The organism is Clostridium sp. CTA-17, from assembly GCF_054767895.1.
On sequence record NZ_BAAABF010000002.1, the window covers coordinates 234,084 to 249,675 of the forward strand.

A 15,592-nucleotide genomic window follows, 5' to 3' on the forward strand; every position below is an offset into this window, starting at 1 on the left:
GGGTGATAATTAATGAATATGCAAATGATTTCTAATATATTGCTTGAAATCTTTTATATAATAGTAGGACTTTTAATGTTAAATACTGCAATTGATACATTAAAAGACAAGGAACATAAAACTAGAATAGGAACAGCAATCTTTTGGACCATATTAGCAATTATATTTATAGCTGGGGCAGCTATTCCACCTGTAGTAGTAGGGGCTTTACTTTTAGTTATAGGAGTATTAACTGCAAGTAAACAAGTAAATATAGGAAACCTAAAGATGCCTAATGTAGATTTTGCAGAAATGCAAGCTAAAAAACTAAAGAATAAGATTTTTTTACCTTCAATTGTAATAGCAGTTGGATCTTTAGTTATTGCACAGTTTACAAGTTTGTCAGGAACCGTTGCCATAGGGATAGCTTCTGTTGCAGCTGTAATAACAACTTTCTTAGTATTAAAGGCTAAACCAAAGCATTTAGTAGAGGATAGTAATAGGATGGTTCAATCAGTTGGATCTACAAGTATATTACCTCAGCTTTTAGCGGCTTTAGGAACAGTATTTACTGCAGCAGGAGTAGGAGATGTTATATCATCAGGTATATCTAATTTTATTCCAGAAGGAAATATATTAGCAGGCGTAATAGCTTACTGTGTAGGTATGGCTGTATTTACTATGATAATGGGAAATGCATTTGCAGCATTCTCAGTTATAACTGTTGGAATAGGATTACCATTTGTATTTGCTCAAGGAGCTAATGTAGCCATAGCAGGAGCTTTAGCATTAACTGCAGGATATTGTGGAACATTATTAACGCCAATGGCAGCAAACTTTAATATTATGCCAGCAGCCTTATTAGAGACAAAAGATAAGAATGTGGTTATGAAATGTCAAAGTTTATTTGCTATAATTTTATTAGTTATACATATAGCTTTAATGTATTTCTTAGCATTTTAATTAACTAGGTATTAGAAAGTAAGGAGTGTATGAGAATGAAAGTATTAATTACAGGATTTGATCCCTTTGGAGGAGAAAGTATAAACCCAGCTTTAGAAGCTGTTAAAATGATACCAGAAAATATAGAGGAAGCTGAGGTTATTAAATTAGAAATACCTACAGTTTTTGGAAAATCTATTAAAAAAATAGAAGAAAAAATAGAAGAAATTAAACCAGATGTAGTTATTTCTGTAGGACAGGCTGGAGGAAGATTTGGTGTAACTCCAGAAAGAGTAGCTATAAATATGGATGATGCGAGAATAGAGGATAATGAAGGAAATCAACCAATAGATATTACTATATATGAAGATGGAGAAAGTGCATACTTTAGTAATTTACCTATAAAAGCAATGGTTAAGGAAATGGTTGATAATGGAATACCTGCATCAGTTTCTAATACAGCTGGAACTTTTGTTTGTAACCATGTTATGTATGGAGTTTTATACTTAGTAAATAAAAAGTATAAAAATATAAGAGCTGGATTTATACATGTACCTTATATTCCAGCACAAGTTGTAAATAAACCTAATACACCTTCTATGTCTATTAATGATATAGCAAAAGGATTAGAGCTTAGTATAAAGGCTATAGTTTTAAATAATAATGATATTAAAACTGTAGGAGGAGCTGTTTGCTAATGTTAGAGCCAAGGATAAAAAGAAAAATCTTCGTTTATGGAAGTTTAAGAACAGGATTTTTTAATTATGAAAAATACTTAAAAGGGAAAGTTATAAAAAGTGAATTAGGAAGAGTAAAAGGAACTTTATATCATATGCCTAAAAAGGGATATCCTGCTTTAATTGAAGGGAATGGGTTTGTATATGGAGAAGTCATGACTATTCTTGATTACGAAAATGTTATAAATGCTATGGATCTTATGGAAGGATACTTAGGAGTCAATAATAAAAGCAATGAATATAATAGGATTGAGATGGATGTTGAAATTTTAGGAAAGAAATCTTCTGAAAAGTGTTATGTTTATTATTATGCAATGAATGATAAAGAGAACTTTGAAAATAACAGTATATTAATAAAGGATGGAAATTGGAGAATCTTTATGCTTGAAAAAGTTTCTTAATACTAAAAAATAAGAGGTAAGAATTTTCTTACCTCTTATTTTTTAGTATTATTTCATTGATTGTTCGTATTTTTCTACCATTCTTTTAACCATTTCTCCACCAACGCTTCCGCATTGTTTTGAGCTAAGGTCTCCGTTGTAATCTGAGAATGGTACTCCCATTTCATTTGCTACCTCATTTTTGAATTTTGCTAATCCGTTTTTTGCTTCTGGAACTAATTGTGCCATTTTGAATTCCTCCTTTAAGTTTAATTAGATTTTTTGAAAGGTTAAGTGTTCTTTTCCTTTCATTATTATGATGTGCAGAATTGAATTTAATAATCTATAAACTTATATCCATAATAGGTTTAAAAAACATATTATGGTACAAAATTCTAAATATAATTAATTTGGTTTATAAAAACAAAACTTAATATAATTTTGAAAAAAGCTCAAACAGAATTAGTATCTGCTTGAGCTTTTTAATTTATACATTAAATTTTAAGTCTTTATGTGATAAGAATCCATATGAAGAATCAGCTTCTTTAACGGCTTTAATAATTGCTTTTTCCATAACTTGAGCAGCTAAAAGACCAACTACATTTATATCTGCATTAACTTTGTTTGAGGAAAGAGTAAATATTGTATCACCATCAAACATAGTATGAGCAGGGCGTATAGTTCTTCCAAAACCATTTTGAGCCATAGATGCAATTTTATTAGCTTGAGCTTTATTAAAAGATCCATTAGTTACTATACACCCAATGGTTGTATTTCCTTTAAAAATATTCCTAGGGTTTGAATAACTGCATAGTAAACTTTCTTCTATGTTTACAAATGAATTCATATCTTGACTTAATCCACCAGCTATTATTTTATTGTTATTATTAGGATCAACAATATCACCTAGGCTATTAACTCCTACAATAGCACCAACTTTCAAATCCCCAACTTGCACGGCATAGCTTCCAAAACCACCTTTCATGGCAAGTTTTTGATTTAACGCTTTACCTACTGTGGCACCTGTTCCACAACCTATATTACCATTTTTTGAGTCAAGATAGTTTTCGGAATTTTTACAGGCTTCAAACCCCATTTCTTTATTAGGTCTTACTTTAGGATTTCCACAGGCTAAGTCAAATAAAACAGCACCACATACTATAGGAACTTTAGCCACTCCTACATCAAATCCAACATTTTTATTTTCTAGATATTCCATAACCCCTGAGCAGGCGTCAAGTCCAAAGGCAGATCCACCGGATAATACTACAGCATGAACTTTATCAACCATTTCCATAGGGTTTAATAAATCAGTTTCTCTAGTTCCAGGAGCTCCACCACGAACATCAACTCCTCCAGAAGCTCCTTCTTCACATAATAAAACTGTACATCCTGTAGCTCCTTCAAAATCTTGAGCATGTCCTAGTTTAAAACCTTCAATATCAGTAATTTTTATTTCAAACATTATAATATACACCTCGATTAACTTATTTTTATGATTTAAATGTTATATTATTAAGAATAAGACTTTATTTTACATAAGTGATAATTTACAGAGTTTAAAATTATATGAAGTTTAATAAAATTTAAACCTTTACTAATAACTGTATAAAGTTTTAGCGTATAACTTTAAGTAAGTTATACGCTAAAATATATTTATAATCTTAATTTATCTTAAAATTTTTCTAACTCCTAATATAACAGGAATTGATATTAAGGCTGATATAAATGCCTCAGGAATTCCATTTGTAACTCCTATTCCTGCTAAAGTTAATTTTGCAGCATGTTCAGATATTCCTAGAGCAGAAGCATATCTTTCTAAATAAAAAACATATGTTAAGCCAAGTACACCTATAGTGTTTACTAGGGTTCCAAGTACGGAAGCTGTACCTATAGATAAAGCTTCTTCTTTATTTTTATGTTTAAATTTAAACATGATAATCATACTTGCTAAAAAGAATAAAACACCGATTATAGCTGATATAGTTAAAGAATTTGTTAAAGCTTCAGAACTTACAAATAGAAGAACTCCAAGAATAAGAGAACTTATAATTGATGTAGCTTTTAAATTCTTTTTAGATCCTTTAATCATAGATGCATATACGTAGTAACTTACTACACCTATAAGAATTCTAGGAACTAAAGCTATAATAGGATTCCAGAACATAAAGCTAGTTGGCATTGGCGCCGTAAAAGCTTGATACATAGAAAATAATCCAAAAACTAGTCCTATTAATCCTCCTACAATAGGACCCTCAATAATAGCTCCTATTATAACAGGAATATGCATAATAGTAGCCTTAACAGGTGGAATATTTATAAATCCTAATCCTGTTAATCCTAGAAATATTGATATACCAGATAGCATACCAATAACTACTAGTTTTCTTGTTTTTTGTCTAGTTTGATAGACTGCATTCATTGACTCTCCTCCGTTCTTATTCCCAATGGGATATAATTCGGTTGTTAAATTTTTAACCGTACAAAATAGTTCAGCTTCTAATATAGAATACCGACAGTGATATTTTAACATTAACTTTTTAAGGAATTCAATATAAAAAGGAAATTTTGTGCAAATTTATAAATGCCATAAAAGGTAGAATGGCTTACTTACAGGGATTAAAAACATAAAGTAGTAATTTTCTGACAATTAATAAAAGAATGAATTTAAATTATTGGTGGTAAAATATAATTAAGTTAAATTAAAAATAAATTTTAATTATTAAAAGTTTAGGAGTTTATATATGAATGATAAAGAATTATTTGAAATTTTAGAAAAGCATATTTTAGAAGATAAGAATCCATCAGAATTTTTAAATTATTTAAAAGAAAAGAAACTTTTAGAAGGATCTTTTTTAGAAATACTAAGGGATTTAGAAGAGGTTAAGCAGGAGAAAAAACACCATCCAGAAGGAAATGTATGGATTCATACAATGCAAGTTTTAGATGAAGCAGCCAGTTTAAGATATCTTGCTAATAATAAAAGAGAATTTATGTGGGCAGCTTTACTTCATGATATTGGAAAGAGAGATACTACTAAAATGAGAAAGGGAAGATGGACTGCTTACAATCATGATAGGATAGGAGCGAAACTTTCAAAAGAAATATTAGAAGAGATTACAGATGAAGAGGAATTTATAAGTGAAGTAAGTAATTTAGTTAGATATCATATGTCTTATCTTTACATAGATAAAAATTTACCCTTTGTAAAACCAGAAGATATGGTTAAAAAGTCAGATCTTCATGATATAGCCTTATTGACTTATTGTGATAGAGTTGGAAGAGGGAAAAAGACTTTAGAAGATAAGAAAAAAATCTTAGATTCAATAAATGATTTTATAATTAAAATTAATGATAAAACTAATAAAAATTATGAAAAATTATATGTTTTGGGAAAATAAGTATTTGATTTTTATAATAATTACTTATATAATGTCTATTATAAATTAAAATTCAATATGTTCGGATGAAGGTAATGGGAGAGTGATATTTTAAATATCCACCGAAGAGGGAAATCTTTCAGGTATTAGGACCGTTACTGGACGAGCCTCTGGAGAGACTCTTGAAAAAGAGCACCGAAGGAGCAAGGTCAAATTTTTGACTGAAACTCTCAGGTAAAAGGACAGAGGATAAGGTTAGTTACTTAAATTTTTTAAGTATCCTTATTCTCCTCCGCAAATTTAAATTTAAGGAGGATTTTTTTTTATGGAAAACTTATTAAATCAAATCGACAATTTAGTATGGGGAGTGCCACTTCTTATGCTGCTTGTAGGAACAGGAATATACCTGACTATAAGACTAAAATTATTACAAATTTTAAAATTACCATTAGCCTTAAAGTATGTATTTAAAAAAGATGAGGAATCTTCTTGTGAGGATGCAGAAGGAGATGTTTCAAGTTTTGGAGCCTTATGTACAGCTCTTTCAGCTACTATAGGTACTGGAAACATAGTTGGGGTTGCCACTGCTATAAAGGCAGGGGGACCAGGAGCATTATTTTGGATGTGGGTAGCTGCTTTCTTTGGAATGGCAACTAAATATGCAGAAGGTGTACTTGCTATAAAGTATAGGGTTGTAGATGAAAATGGTCAAATGGCTGGTGGACCAATGTACTATATAAAAAATGGACTTGGTTTAAATTGGCTAGCTAATATTTTTGCTTTCTTTGGAATTGGTGTAGCCTTATTAGGAATAGGAACTTTTGGACAAGTTAAGTCCATAACTGATGCAGCAAGTATTACATTTAATGTTCCTACAATTGTTACAGCAGGAGTAGTAACTTTATTAGTGGCTTTAGTAATTTTAGGTGGAATAAAAAGAATATCTAGCGTATCAGAAAAGGTAGTTCCTTTAATGGCAGGACTTTATATATTAGGAGTTTTAATTGTTATAGCTTTTAATCTAGATAAGGTTCCACATGCAGTATCAATAATTATTGAAAGTGCCTTTAATCCTAAGGCTGCTTTAGGCGGAGCTGTAGGAGTTAGCATAATAACTGTAATGAAAAGTGGAATAGCTAGAGGGGTTTTTTCTAATGAAGCTGGTCTTGGAAGTGCTCCAATAGCAGCAGCGGCAGCTAAGACTAAGTCTCCAGTTAAGCAAGGACTTATTTCAATGACAGGTACATTCTTTGATACAATTCTTATTTGTACAATGACAGGTATAGTAATAATTCTTACTGGTGCTTATAGTGGAAGTTTAGAAGGAGCAGCACTTACAACACAGGCCTTTGAAATAGGACTTCCTATAAGTAATATAGGAACATATATAGTTAATATAGGACTTATGTTCTTTGCGTTTACTACAATATTAGGATGGAACTATTATGGAGAAAGATGCATTGAGTATTTATTTGGAATAAAAGCTATAAAACCATATAGAATTTTATATATAATTTTAGTTGCTATAGGATCATTCTTACCATTAACATTAATATTCATAATTGCAGATATTGTTAATGGATTAATGGCAATTCCAAACCTTGTAGGTATTATTGGATTAAGAAAAGTAGTAATAGAAGAAACAGAGGAATTCTTTAGAGAAAAAGCTTTAAGTGAAGAGAGTGCAGAATTAGAAGGAACTGTTTTAAATTAATATAAATAAAAATCCATGAGTAAATTTTACTCATGGATTTTTTTATCTTCCGTTATTAGGAAGTTTACTTCTAACTATATTTTCAACTTTTTCAGGAAGCTCTGTAATTTCTTCCTTTGTAAGTTTATCAGTATAAACTGGTGGATGAATATAAAGATTTACTTTACCAGGTTTTATGAAATAATGATTTCCTTCCATTATTTTATATGTTCCATCAATTGTAAGTGGAACTATAGGAACCTTTGGTTTAGTAGCTAATTTAAAACTACCAGCTTTGAATTCTCCCATTTTACTACATTGACTTCTTGTTCCCTCTGGGAAAACAACCATTGAATATCCTTCTTTTAATTGTTTAATTCCTTGTAGAATACCTGCCATAGCTTTTTTAGGATGTTCTCTGTCAATAAATATGGCCTTTGAAAGTATTATCCAATCTTTTAATATAGGCATTTTTTCAAGTTCTTTTTTTGCTATAAATCCCTTTGGTCTATCAATAGAGTACATAATTACAGGAATATCCATATTACTTTGATGGTTACAAACGAAAAGAACAGGTCCATCAGGAATATTCTCTAAACCTTCAACATTAACTTCTATTCCAGCATCCTTAAGAAAAGTATGAGCTATTCTTCTACTGCATTGATATATGTATTCATCTCTTTCCTCAAGCTTACCTTCCTCTTCCATTTTATTTATTTTTTTTATATCAGATAAGGATTTTATTAATGTCCAGGCATATCCTTTTCCATACCAATATATAGATCTAAACATATATTTCGCCCCTTTAATATTACTAGTACTAAGTAATATTATAACAGTTTTTAAAAAATATCAAATATGGAATTTATTTTGTAGATAGTAATAATAAAAAAGTGTTGATATTTACTATTTCTTTTTTATAGAATATAATTTACAAAAATAGAGGAATGTTTTGTTTTAGATAATTTAAATAAAAAATAAAGCATAATAACTTATTTTAGAATATAAATTACTTTGATTGGAGAATACATTAAGATGAAAAAGTTAGATTTGAAGAATGGAGTAATAATAGCAGATGGAGCTATGGGAACTAGAATAATGGAATTAGGAGTAAATTTAAAAGATACTCCATCAGAACTTTTAAATATTAAAAAGCCTGAATTAATAGAAAAAATTCATAGAGAGTATATAGATGCTGGAGCTAACTTAATACTTTCAAATACATTTATGTGTAATATTATAAATGCAAAAAGGAATAATTATAATTTAGAGGAAGTTGTGGGGGCAGGAATTCATATTGCTAAAAAAGCATGTGGAGATGGAGGTTTAGTTGCTTTAGATATAGGACCTCTTTCATATTATATAGAAGAAAATGATTCTTCTTTTAAAGAAATTGTTTATGAAAATACTGAAAGAATAATTAATGCTTCAAAAGATAAATTTGATTTAGTTATTTTTGAAACCTTAGGAAGTTTAAAGGAAGGTGAATTTGCAGTTAAAAAAGCAAAAACTTTAACAGATAAGCCGGTTATATGTTCATTTACTTTAGCTGGGAAAAAGGATATTCCTAATTTTATAAAAAATATTGTTTCAACTTTAGAGACTTTAGGAGTAGATTCTTTAGGAATAAATTGTACAGGGTACGAAGAAATACTAATGGCCTTAGATATACTTAAAAAAAATACAAATCTTCCTATAATGATAAAGGCTAATTTAGGAATACCAAAAAAAGAAGGGGAAGAACTTATATATGAGCAGACTCCAGAAGAATTTAAAAATTTATCTAAAAGAGCCCTTGAAAAGGGAGTTAATATAATAGGAGGATGCTGTGGAACAACTCCAGAATATATAAGAGCTATTTGTAATTTGAAATAGAGTATAAAAGAATAATAGTATAATAAGGGGATATAATTATGGGTGAAAATAAGAGAGAAAAAGTTTTTTTAGAATTTCCTATTATTGAGACTGAAAGATTTATACTTAAAGAAATAGAAGAAAAGCATAAGAATCATTTCATTAGTTTATTTTCGGATGAGGATATAATGAAATTTTCAGGAACAGAAGTTTATGATCCTGAAAAACAAGTTGAATTTTATTTAAAAAAGATTAAGTTAATGTACAAGGAGAAAAAGGGAATAAGGTGGGCTATAATAAATAAAGAAAGTAAAGCATTTATTGGAGATATAGGTCTTTATAATATAGATTTTTATTCTAATAATACTGAGATTGGTTACACAATAGAAAAGAATTTTTGGAGAAAGGGAGTTGCTTCAGAGTGTATTAAGGCTATAGAAAACTTTGCATTTAAAATTTTAAATATGAATAGAATTATAGCCATGATTGATAGCAATAATATTTCATCAGTTAAACTATCAGAGAAGTTAGGATTTAATAGGGATGGAATTTTAAGAGAGCATTATTATAACAAGAGTAAAGGTGAATATATTAATATATGTGTTTATTCACTAATAAAAAGTGATATTAAAATTAAATAATCTATAAAAAGTCCACTAAACATATAAGATTGAAAATTGAATGAATGCTTTGTAAACGTATATAATCTAGGTATAGGTTAATGAACTTTAGATAAGGAGAGGTTAGGTATGAAAAAAGTACATGTAGTTTCCCACAGTCATTGGGATAGAGAATGGTATATACCATTTCAAAAACATAGAGTTAAATTAGTAGATTTTATGGATTCATTAATAGATACCTTAGAGAATAATGAGCATTTTAAATATTTCCATTTAGATGGACAAACTATAGCTCTAGATGATTATTTAGAAATAAAGCCATATATGTTTGATAGATTAAAGAAACTTATAGAAGAGGGAAGACTTCATGTAGGACCATGGTATGTTCTTCAAGATGAATATTTAATAAGTGCAGAAGCAAATGTAAGAAATATGCTTTTAGGAATGAGATTTGCAAAAAGATTTGGAAACCCAGTAAAAATAGGTTATTTCCCAGATTCTTTTGGTAATATATCTCAAGCACCTCAAATACTAAGAGGATTTGGAATAGATAATGCAGTATTCGGTAGAGGAATAACTCCAATAGCTTTTGATAACCAAAAGGTTGAAGAAGCAGGAGAAAATGAATATCACTCAGAGGTATTATGGAAATCACCAGATGGATCAGAAGTTTTAGGAATACTTATGGCTAACTGGTATAGCAATGGTAATGAAATTCCAGCAGGTAAAAAAGAAGCTATTGAATTTTTAAATGATAGAGTTAATAAAGCAGATATGTATGCTACAACAAATCAGATATTATTAATGAATGGATGTGATCATCAACCAGTTCAAACAAATGTTGGTGACATAATAGATAATGTAAAAGAAGATGTTGATTTTGAATTAGTTCATAGTAATTTAGTTGATTATATAGAAGATGTTAAGAAAGAAGTTAAAGATTTAAAAGAAGTTACAGGAGAATTAAATGGTCAATATACAGATGGCTGGTGGACTCTATGTAACACAGCTTCATCAAGACTTTACTTAAAGCAAATGAATAATAAGTCTCAAGTTCTTTTAGAAAGATATGTTGAACCTTTAGGAGTTATGGCTTCACTAGAAGGAAAGAAATATGAAAGTGATTTCATACTTCAATCATGGAAATATTTAATTCAAAACCATCCTCATGATTCAATTTGTGGATGTAGTATTGATGAAGTTCATCAAGATATGGTAACAAGATTTAAATCTAGTATGCAAATATCAGAAGAAATGATAGATAGAAGTACTGAGCATATGTTAAATCTAGTAAATGGAACTACTACTGATAGAGAAAGCATTGTTGTATTTAATACATTAGGATGGGATAGAAGTGAAGTAGTAGAGGCCACAGTTGATGTAAATAAAGAATCAGGCATAGAAAACTTCAAGGTTGTTACAGAAAATGGAGAGGAAGTTCCATTAGTAGTTGAAGCCTTAGGCGAAACATTTAAATATACTCTTCCAAATAATAGATTTAGACAACCTGAGTATGTAAATAGATTTAAGGTTAAATTCTTAGCTAATAATATAAAAGCTTTAGGATTAAAATCATTTAAAATAGTTCCATGTGAAAAGATAGAAGAAAAAGAAGTTTCTCAAGATTTAACTTTTGAAAATAAATTCTTCTCATTAAAGTTCAATGAAAATGGTACATTTGATTTAATTCATAAAGGAACAAATAAAGAGTATAAGAATTTAAATGTCTTTGAAGATTGTGGAGATATAGGAGATGAATACATCTTTAGAGCTCCAGAGAAAGATTTAGTAGTAAATACTTTAGGAAATAAGGCTTGTATTAATGTATTAAAAGATAATGAAGTAGAAAAAGTAATAGAAGTTAAGAATACTTTAGAAGTACCAGTAAAAGCTATTAAGAAAGAAAGCAGAAGAGTAGAAGAAATGACTGAAATTAAGTTAGTTTCTACTATAGTATTAAGTGAAGTTTCTAAGAGAATTGATATTAAAGTTGAAATAGAAAATACTGCAAAGGATCATAGAGTAAGAGCATTATTCCCAACTGGAATAGAAGCAAGCACTCATTTTGCAGAGGGACATTTTGATGTTATAGAAAGAGAAACAACTCCATGGGAAGGATGGCAAAATCCATCTAACTGTCAAAAACAAACAAACTTTGTTGATGTAAATGACGGAAAAGTTGGACTTATGATTGCTAACATGGGATTACCTGAATATGAGGTATTAAGAGATGGTGAAAATACTATAGCTTTAACAATATTAAGATCTGTTGGAGAGTTAGGAGATTGGGGAGTATTCCCAACACCAGAGGCCCAATGTTTAGGAAAGAATGTTGCTGAATATTCAATAATAGTTCATGAAGGAGATTATACTGGAGAAAGAGCTTACGAAGAAGCATATAACTTAAATACTCCAATGTTAGCACTTCAAGGAGATTTCAAAGCAGAGGATTCTTTAGTTTCAATTAAGGGAGAAAATGTAGTTTTATCAGCCTTTAAGAAAGCTGAAGAGGGTGATTCTATAATAGTAAGAATATTTAATATTTCTGATAAGGAAGAAAACTTCCAAATAAAAGTTAATAGAGATGTTAAAGAAATAAATGAAGTTAACTTAAATGAAGAACTTATAGAAAAACTAGAAGTAAAAGAAAATGCTATTAATGGAATTATTTCAAAGAAACAAATAAAAACTTTTGAAATAGTGCTTTAATAAGGAATTAATAAGAGGATATATCTTTTGATATATCCTCTTTATTAATTTGATGTGTCTTTTATTAGAGAACAGTTGTATTTTGAAAAACATGATGATATACTTGAGGTGTGTATATGATTAAAGCTTAAAACCTTGATTTTATCATATATAGAGTATTTAAAAATTATATGTAATTATATTAAAATAAATACAATTAAAATATTTTAATTAATACTTTTATTTTAGTGTTAAAGTATTTTTAAATTTAATCTATAAATGATGTTTTTTATTGAAAATATTAATTATAGGTGGTATTTTAATAAGTGGCAAATAAAAGAGGGCTGTTATTTTACTTGGATTTTGGATATTTTATAGATGTAAAGAGGTGAATAGTTCCAATGGAAGGAAATTTATTAGTTATAGATAAAAGAGTGTTACCAGAAGTTTTTGAAAAGGTAATAAATGCTAAAAGACTTTTAAAAGAAGGAAAAGTTAAAGAGATAACAGAAGCTGCAAAGCAAGCTGGTATTAGTAGAAGTGTTTATTATAAGTATAAAGACTATATATTTGAATTTGCAGAAACCCTTCAAGGTAGAAAAGTTATATTTAATATGGTTGTTACTCATGAAAAGGGAGTTTTATCATCCGTTTTAAATATATTATCAGATGTTGGGGGAAATATACTTACAATAGATCAAGGGCTGCCTATACATGGTTTAGCTCATGTAAGTTTCACAATAGACATATCAACTATGAAGTGTGATATAAAGGAAATGTTAAATGAAATAGAATTAGTTCATGGTGTTGAAAAAGTAGAATTTGTTGCCATGGAATAGAAAAATTCCTAACTTAGAATAATCTAAGTTAGGAATTTTTTTTGAAATTTATTTATTTGGTAGAAAATGTTTTTGATAAGGATAATTATTATGGTTTAATAATTAATATGATATAAGAAATGTGTATATATAATGATTTAATAGAAATTATATAAGTATAAGGAGGGTGAATATGGAAGTTTATTTTGATAATAGTGCTACTACTAAGCCTTTAAAGGAAGTTAGAGATGAAGTTTATTATGCTATGGATGAATTTTGGGGTAATCCATCATCTTTACATAAATTAGGGGTAAAGATGCAAAGAAAGATTGAAGAGCTTCAAGAAAGTATTGCAAAAAAAATAAATGCTTCTAAGGAAGAAATAATATTTACTTCAGGAGGAAGTGAAAGCAATAATATGATTATTAAAGGATTAGTTGGAGAAAATAATCATATTATAACTACAACCTTTGAACATTCTAGTGTTTTAAATACTTATAGGGAATTAGAAAAGCAAGGTGTAAGTGTAACGTATTTGAAGGTTAATAATAAAGGATTTATAGATTTAAAAGAATTAGAAGAAGCAATAAATAAAAATACGGTTTTAGTATCTATAATGCAGGTTAACAATGAAGTAGGAAGCATACAAAGGATTAAGAAAATAGGAAGATTAATTAAAGAAAAAAGTAAAAGAGCAAAATTTCATGTAGATGGAGTACAGGGTTTTGGAAAATTTGAAATTGATGTTAAGGCATGTAACATAGATTTTTATTCTGTTTCAGCTCATAAGTTTCATGGACCAAAGGGTGTTGGATTCATGTATATGAGAAAGGGATTAAATTTAAAATCCTTAATAACTGGTGGAGAACAACAAAGAGGATTAAGGGCAGGAACAGAAAATACTCCTTCGTATATGGGCATGGTAAAAGCTATGGATATTGCCTATGATTACTTAGAAGATTCTTATAATCATGTAAAAAATCTTAAGGAGTATTTTATAGAAAGACTTTCTAAAATAGAAAATGTAGTAATAAATACCCCTAGTAGTGAAGAATATAGTCCTTACATATTAAATGTTTCTTTTTTAGGAACTAGATCAGAGGTTTTACTTCACATGTTAGAGGAGGATAATATATTTGTTTCAACAGGTTCAGCCTGTTCTTCAAAAACGGCCGTAGCCAAGGGAAGTTATGTATTAAATGCCATGGGATTAGAACCAAAGTGCATTCAAGGAGCTATAAGATTTAGCTTTTCTAGATATAACACTTTAGAAGAAGTTGATTACACAATAGCTTCATTAGAAAAAGCTTTAAAATTTTTAAGGAGAATAAAAATATGAATAATTTAATTTTGGTAAAATATGCCTCAGAAATATTTTTAAAGGGGCTTAATAAAAATAAGTTTGAGAGAAAATTAAAAGAAAATATAAGAAAAAAGTTAAAAGATATAGATCATGAATTTATAACAGATCAAAATAGATGGTTCATAAAATCAGAAGATTTAGATGGAGTTATTGAAAGGGTAAAAAAGGTTTTTGGAGTTAAAGAACTTTGCTTAGTTACTCAGGTTGAAGGGGACTTTGATTCAATAAAAGAAGAGGGATTAAAGAAAATTAAGGAAAGTAATGCTAAGAGTTTTAAGGTAGAGACAAACAGAGCTAATAAAAAATTCCCGATGAATTCTATGGAGGTTTCAAGAGCTGTTGGAGGATATATCCTTTCAGAACTTGGGGATGAAATAGAAGTTGATATACATAATCCAGAGTGTAAGCTTTATGTAGAAATAAGAGGAAATGCTTATGTATTTACTGATAAAGATAAAATAAAAGCTGTAGGAGGCTTACCATATGGAATGAACGGAAGTACTATGGTTATGTTATCAGGAGGAATTGATTCACCAGTAGCAGCTTATTTAATGGCTAGAAGAGGAGTTGAAACTCATTGTGTATATTATCATTCTCATCCATACACTTCAGAAAGAGCCAAGGATAAGGTTAAGGAATTAGCAAAAATAGTAGGAAGATACACAGAAAAAATAACTCTTTATGTGGTTCCTTTTACAGAAATACAAATGGATATCATAGAGAAGTGTAGGGAAGATGAATTAACAATAATAATGAGAAGATTCATGATGAGAGTGGCTTGTGAACTTGCTGAAAGAAAGAAAATACAGTCAATAACTACTGGAGAAAGTATAGGGCAAGTGGCATCTCAGACTATGGAAGGACTTATAGTAAGTAATGATGTTTCTGATAGACCTGTATTTAGACCTCTAATAGCTATGGATAAAGAAGATATAATGGATATTGCAAGAGATATAGATACTTATGAGACATCAATACTCCCATATGAAGATTGTTGTACAATATTTGTACCAAAACATCCAAAGACTAAGCCTAGAGTTAAGGACATGATAATAGCAGAAAGAAAGCTTGATATAGAAGCTTTAGTAAATAAGGCTATTGATGAAATGGAAACTTTCATATTTGAATAATTAGTTTT

At 29.1% G+C, this 15,592-nt stretch carries 15 protein-coding genes and 2 riboswitches; of the genes, 11 read left to right on the forward strand and 4 right to left on the reverse strand.

Features of this window, described 5'->3' with window-relative positions; all coding sequences use genetic code 11:
• The first annotated feature begins 12 nt into the window (after positions 1-12).
• Genes ACYUCG_RS05350 through ACYUCG_RS05360 form a run of 3 tightly spaced genes read left to right on the forward strand, consistent with a single transcriptional unit; the run spans position 13 to position 2,059 of the window.
• Positions 13-942 (forward strand): DUF979 domain-containing protein, encoded by a 930-nt coding sequence (locus tag ACYUCG_RS05350; protein ID WP_060795832.1) that lies wholly within the window; start codon positions 13-15, stop codon positions 940-942.
• Positions 943-977: 35 nt separating this feature from the next.
• Positions 978-1,619, forward strand: a complete 642-nt coding sequence (gene pcp / locus ACYUCG_RS05355; protein ID WP_240298411.1) for a pyroglutamyl-peptidase I — start codon at positions 978-980, stop codon at positions 1,617-1,619.
• The gene (locus tag ACYUCG_RS05360; protein WP_240298410.1) at positions 1,619-2,059 is read left to right on the forward strand and encodes a gamma-glutamylcyclotransferase family protein; all 441 of its coding nucleotides are present in this window, start codon (positions 1,619-1,621) and stop codon (positions 2,057-2,059) included. The genes pcp and ACYUCG_RS05360 overlap by 1 nt, the downstream gene beginning before the upstream one ends.
• A gap of 48 nt (positions 2,060-2,107) precedes the next feature.
• Here the strand turns inward: ACYUCG_RS05360 and ACYUCG_RS05365 are convergent, their stop codons facing one another.
• The 3 genes from ACYUCG_RS05365 to ACYUCG_RS05375 all read right to left on the reverse strand — a co-directional run bounded on the left by ACYUCG_RS05365 (position 2,108) and on the right by ACYUCG_RS05375 (position 4,460).
• Positions 2,108-2,287: an alpha/beta-type small acid-soluble spore protein gene (locus tag ACYUCG_RS05365; protein ID WP_060795835.1), complete on the reverse strand. Its 180-nt coding sequence runs from the start codon at positions 2,285-2,287 to the stop codon at positions 2,108-2,110.
• 238 nt (positions 2,288-2,525) lie between these two features.
• On the reverse strand, positions 2,526-3,503 hold the full coding sequence (locus ACYUCG_RS05370; protein ID WP_460268247.1) for a P1 family peptidase: 978 nt from the start codon (positions 3,501-3,503) through the stop codon (positions 2,526-2,528).
• Positions 3,504-3,707: 204 nt separating this feature from the next.
• Positions 3,708-4,460, reverse strand: a complete 753-nt coding sequence (locus ACYUCG_RS05375) for an ECF transporter S component (RefSeq protein ID WP_060795837.1) — start codon at positions 4,458-4,460, stop codon at positions 3,708-3,710.
• Between the two features lie 322 nt (positions 4,461-4,782).
• Here ACYUCG_RS05375 and ACYUCG_RS05380 point away from each other — a divergent pair, with 322 nt between their 5' ends.
• Together ACYUCG_RS05380 and ACYUCG_RS05385 are read left to right on the forward strand one after the other, a co-directional pair.
• Positions 4,783-5,439, forward strand: coding sequence for an HDIG domain-containing metalloprotein (locus ACYUCG_RS05380; protein WP_460268248.1), 657 nt, complete (start codon positions 4,783-4,785; stop codon positions 5,437-5,439).
• A gap of 65 nt (positions 5,440-5,504) precedes the next feature.
• A riboswitch (glycine riboswitch) is annotated at positions 5,505-5,583 on the forward strand.
• Between the two features lie 2 nt (positions 5,584-5,585).
• A riboswitch (glycine riboswitch) is annotated at positions 5,586-5,667 on the forward strand.
• A gap of 76 nt (positions 5,668-5,743) precedes the next feature.
• Entirely contained in the window at positions 5,744-7,132 is a 1,389-nt protein-coding gene (locus tag ACYUCG_RS05385; protein WP_003454676.1) for an alanine/glycine:cation symporter family protein, read from the forward strand.
• 42 nt (positions 7,133-7,174) lie between these two features.
• On the opposite strand, the gene ACYUCG_RS05390 is transcribed toward ACYUCG_RS05385, so the two are convergent.
• Positions 7,175-7,903 carry a lysophospholipid acyltransferase family protein gene (locus tag ACYUCG_RS05390; RefSeq protein ID WP_060795840.1) on the reverse strand — a complete coding sequence of 243 codons (729 nt, stop codon included), beginning with the start codon at positions 7,901-7,903 and terminating at the stop codon, positions 7,175-7,177.
• Between the two features lie 243 nt (positions 7,904-8,146).
• Here ACYUCG_RS05390 and ACYUCG_RS05395 point away from each other — a divergent pair, with 243 nt between their 5' ends.
• The 6 genes from ACYUCG_RS05395 to thiI all read left to right on the forward strand — a co-directional run bounded on the left by ACYUCG_RS05395 (position 8,147) and on the right by thiI (position 15,584).
• Positions 8,147-8,986 (forward strand): homocysteine S-methyltransferase family protein, encoded by an 840-nt coding sequence (locus tag ACYUCG_RS05395; RefSeq protein ID WP_460268249.1) that lies wholly within the window; start codon positions 8,147-8,149, stop codon positions 8,984-8,986.
• Between the two features lie 38 nt (positions 8,987-9,024).
• Complete coding sequence (locus ACYUCG_RS05400) at positions 9,025-9,606, forward strand: GNAT family N-acetyltransferase (RefSeq protein ID WP_240298406.1); 582 nt, start codon at positions 9,025-9,027, stop codon at positions 9,604-9,606.
• Positions 9,607-9,714: 108 nt separating this feature from the next.
• The gene (locus ACYUCG_RS05405; protein WP_460268250.1) at positions 9,715-12,294 is read left to right on the forward strand and encodes an alpha-mannosidase; all 2,580 of its coding nucleotides are present in this window, start codon (positions 9,715-9,717) and stop codon (positions 12,292-12,294) included.
• Positions 12,295-12,674: 380 nt separating this feature from the next.
• Positions 12,675-13,112 carry an ACT domain-containing protein gene (locus tag ACYUCG_RS05410; protein WP_003454663.1) on the forward strand — a complete coding sequence of 146 codons (438 nt, stop codon included), beginning with the start codon at positions 12,675-12,677 and terminating at the stop codon, positions 13,110-13,112.
• Between the two features lie 172 nt (positions 13,113-13,284).
• The gene (locus ACYUCG_RS05415; protein ID WP_460268251.1) at positions 13,285-14,430 is read left to right on the forward strand and encodes a cysteine desulfurase family protein; all 1,146 of its coding nucleotides are present in this window, start codon (positions 13,285-13,287) and stop codon (positions 14,428-14,430) included.
• Positions 14,427-15,584 carry a tRNA uracil 4-sulfurtransferase ThiI gene (gene thiI / locus ACYUCG_RS05420; RefSeq protein WP_460268252.1) on the forward strand — a complete coding sequence of 386 codons (1,158 nt, stop codon included), beginning with the start codon at positions 14,427-14,429 and terminating at the stop codon, positions 15,582-15,584. The genes ACYUCG_RS05415 and thiI overlap by 4 nt, the downstream gene beginning before the upstream one ends.
• The last annotated feature ends 8 nt before the right edge of the window (positions 15,585-15,592 follow it).

Coding starts and splice junctions, on each gene's coding strand:
- ACYUCG_RS05350 (WP_060795832.1), top strand. CDS start 13: ATGAATATGCAAATGATTTCTAATATATTGCTTGAAATCTTTTATATA.
- pcp (WP_240298411.1), top strand. CDS start 978: ATGAAAGTATTAATTACAGGATTTGATCCCTTTGGAGGAGAAAGTATA.
- ACYUCG_RS05360 (WP_240298410.1), top strand. CDS start 1,619: ATGTTAGAGCCAAGGATAAAAAGAAAAATCTTCGTTTATGGAAGTTTA.
- ACYUCG_RS05365 (WP_060795835.1), bottom strand. CDS start 2,287: ATGGCACAATTAGTTCCAGAAGCAAAAAACGGATTAGCAAAATTCAAA.
- ACYUCG_RS05370 (WP_460268247.1), bottom strand. CDS start 3,503: ATGTTTGAAATAAAAATTACTGATATTGAAGGTTTTAAACTAGGACAT.
- ACYUCG_RS05375 (WP_060795837.1), bottom strand. CDS start 4,460: ATGAATGCAGTCTATCAAACTAGACAAAAAACAAGAAAACTAGTAGTT.
- ACYUCG_RS05380 (WP_460268248.1), top strand. CDS start 4,783: ATGAATGATAAAGAATTATTTGAAATTTTAGAAAAGCATATTTTAGAA.
- ACYUCG_RS05385 (WP_003454676.1), top strand. CDS start 5,744: ATGGAAAACTTATTAAATCAAATCGACAATTTAGTATGGGGAGTGCCA.
- ACYUCG_RS05390 (WP_060795840.1), bottom strand. CDS start 7,903: ATGTTTAGATCTATATATTGGTATGGAAAAGGATATGCCTGGACATTA.
- ACYUCG_RS05395 (WP_460268249.1), top strand. CDS start 8,147: ATGAAAAAGTTAGATTTGAAGAATGGAGTAATAATAGCAGATGGAGCT.
- ACYUCG_RS05400 (WP_240298406.1), top strand. CDS start 9,025: ATGGGTGAAAATAAGAGAGAAAAAGTTTTTTTAGAATTTCCTATTATT.
- ACYUCG_RS05405 (WP_460268250.1), top strand. CDS start 9,715: ATGAAAAAAGTACATGTAGTTTCCCACAGTCATTGGGATAGAGAATGG.
- ACYUCG_RS05410 (WP_003454663.1), top strand. CDS start 12,675: ATGGAAGGAAATTTATTAGTTATAGATAAAAGAGTGTTACCAGAAGTT.
- ACYUCG_RS05415 (WP_460268251.1), top strand. CDS start 13,285: ATGGAAGTTTATTTTGATAATAGTGCTACTACTAAGCCTTTAAAGGAA.
- thiI (WP_460268252.1), top strand. CDS start 14,427: ATGAATAATTTAATTTTGGTAAAATATGCCTCAGAAATATTTTTAAAG.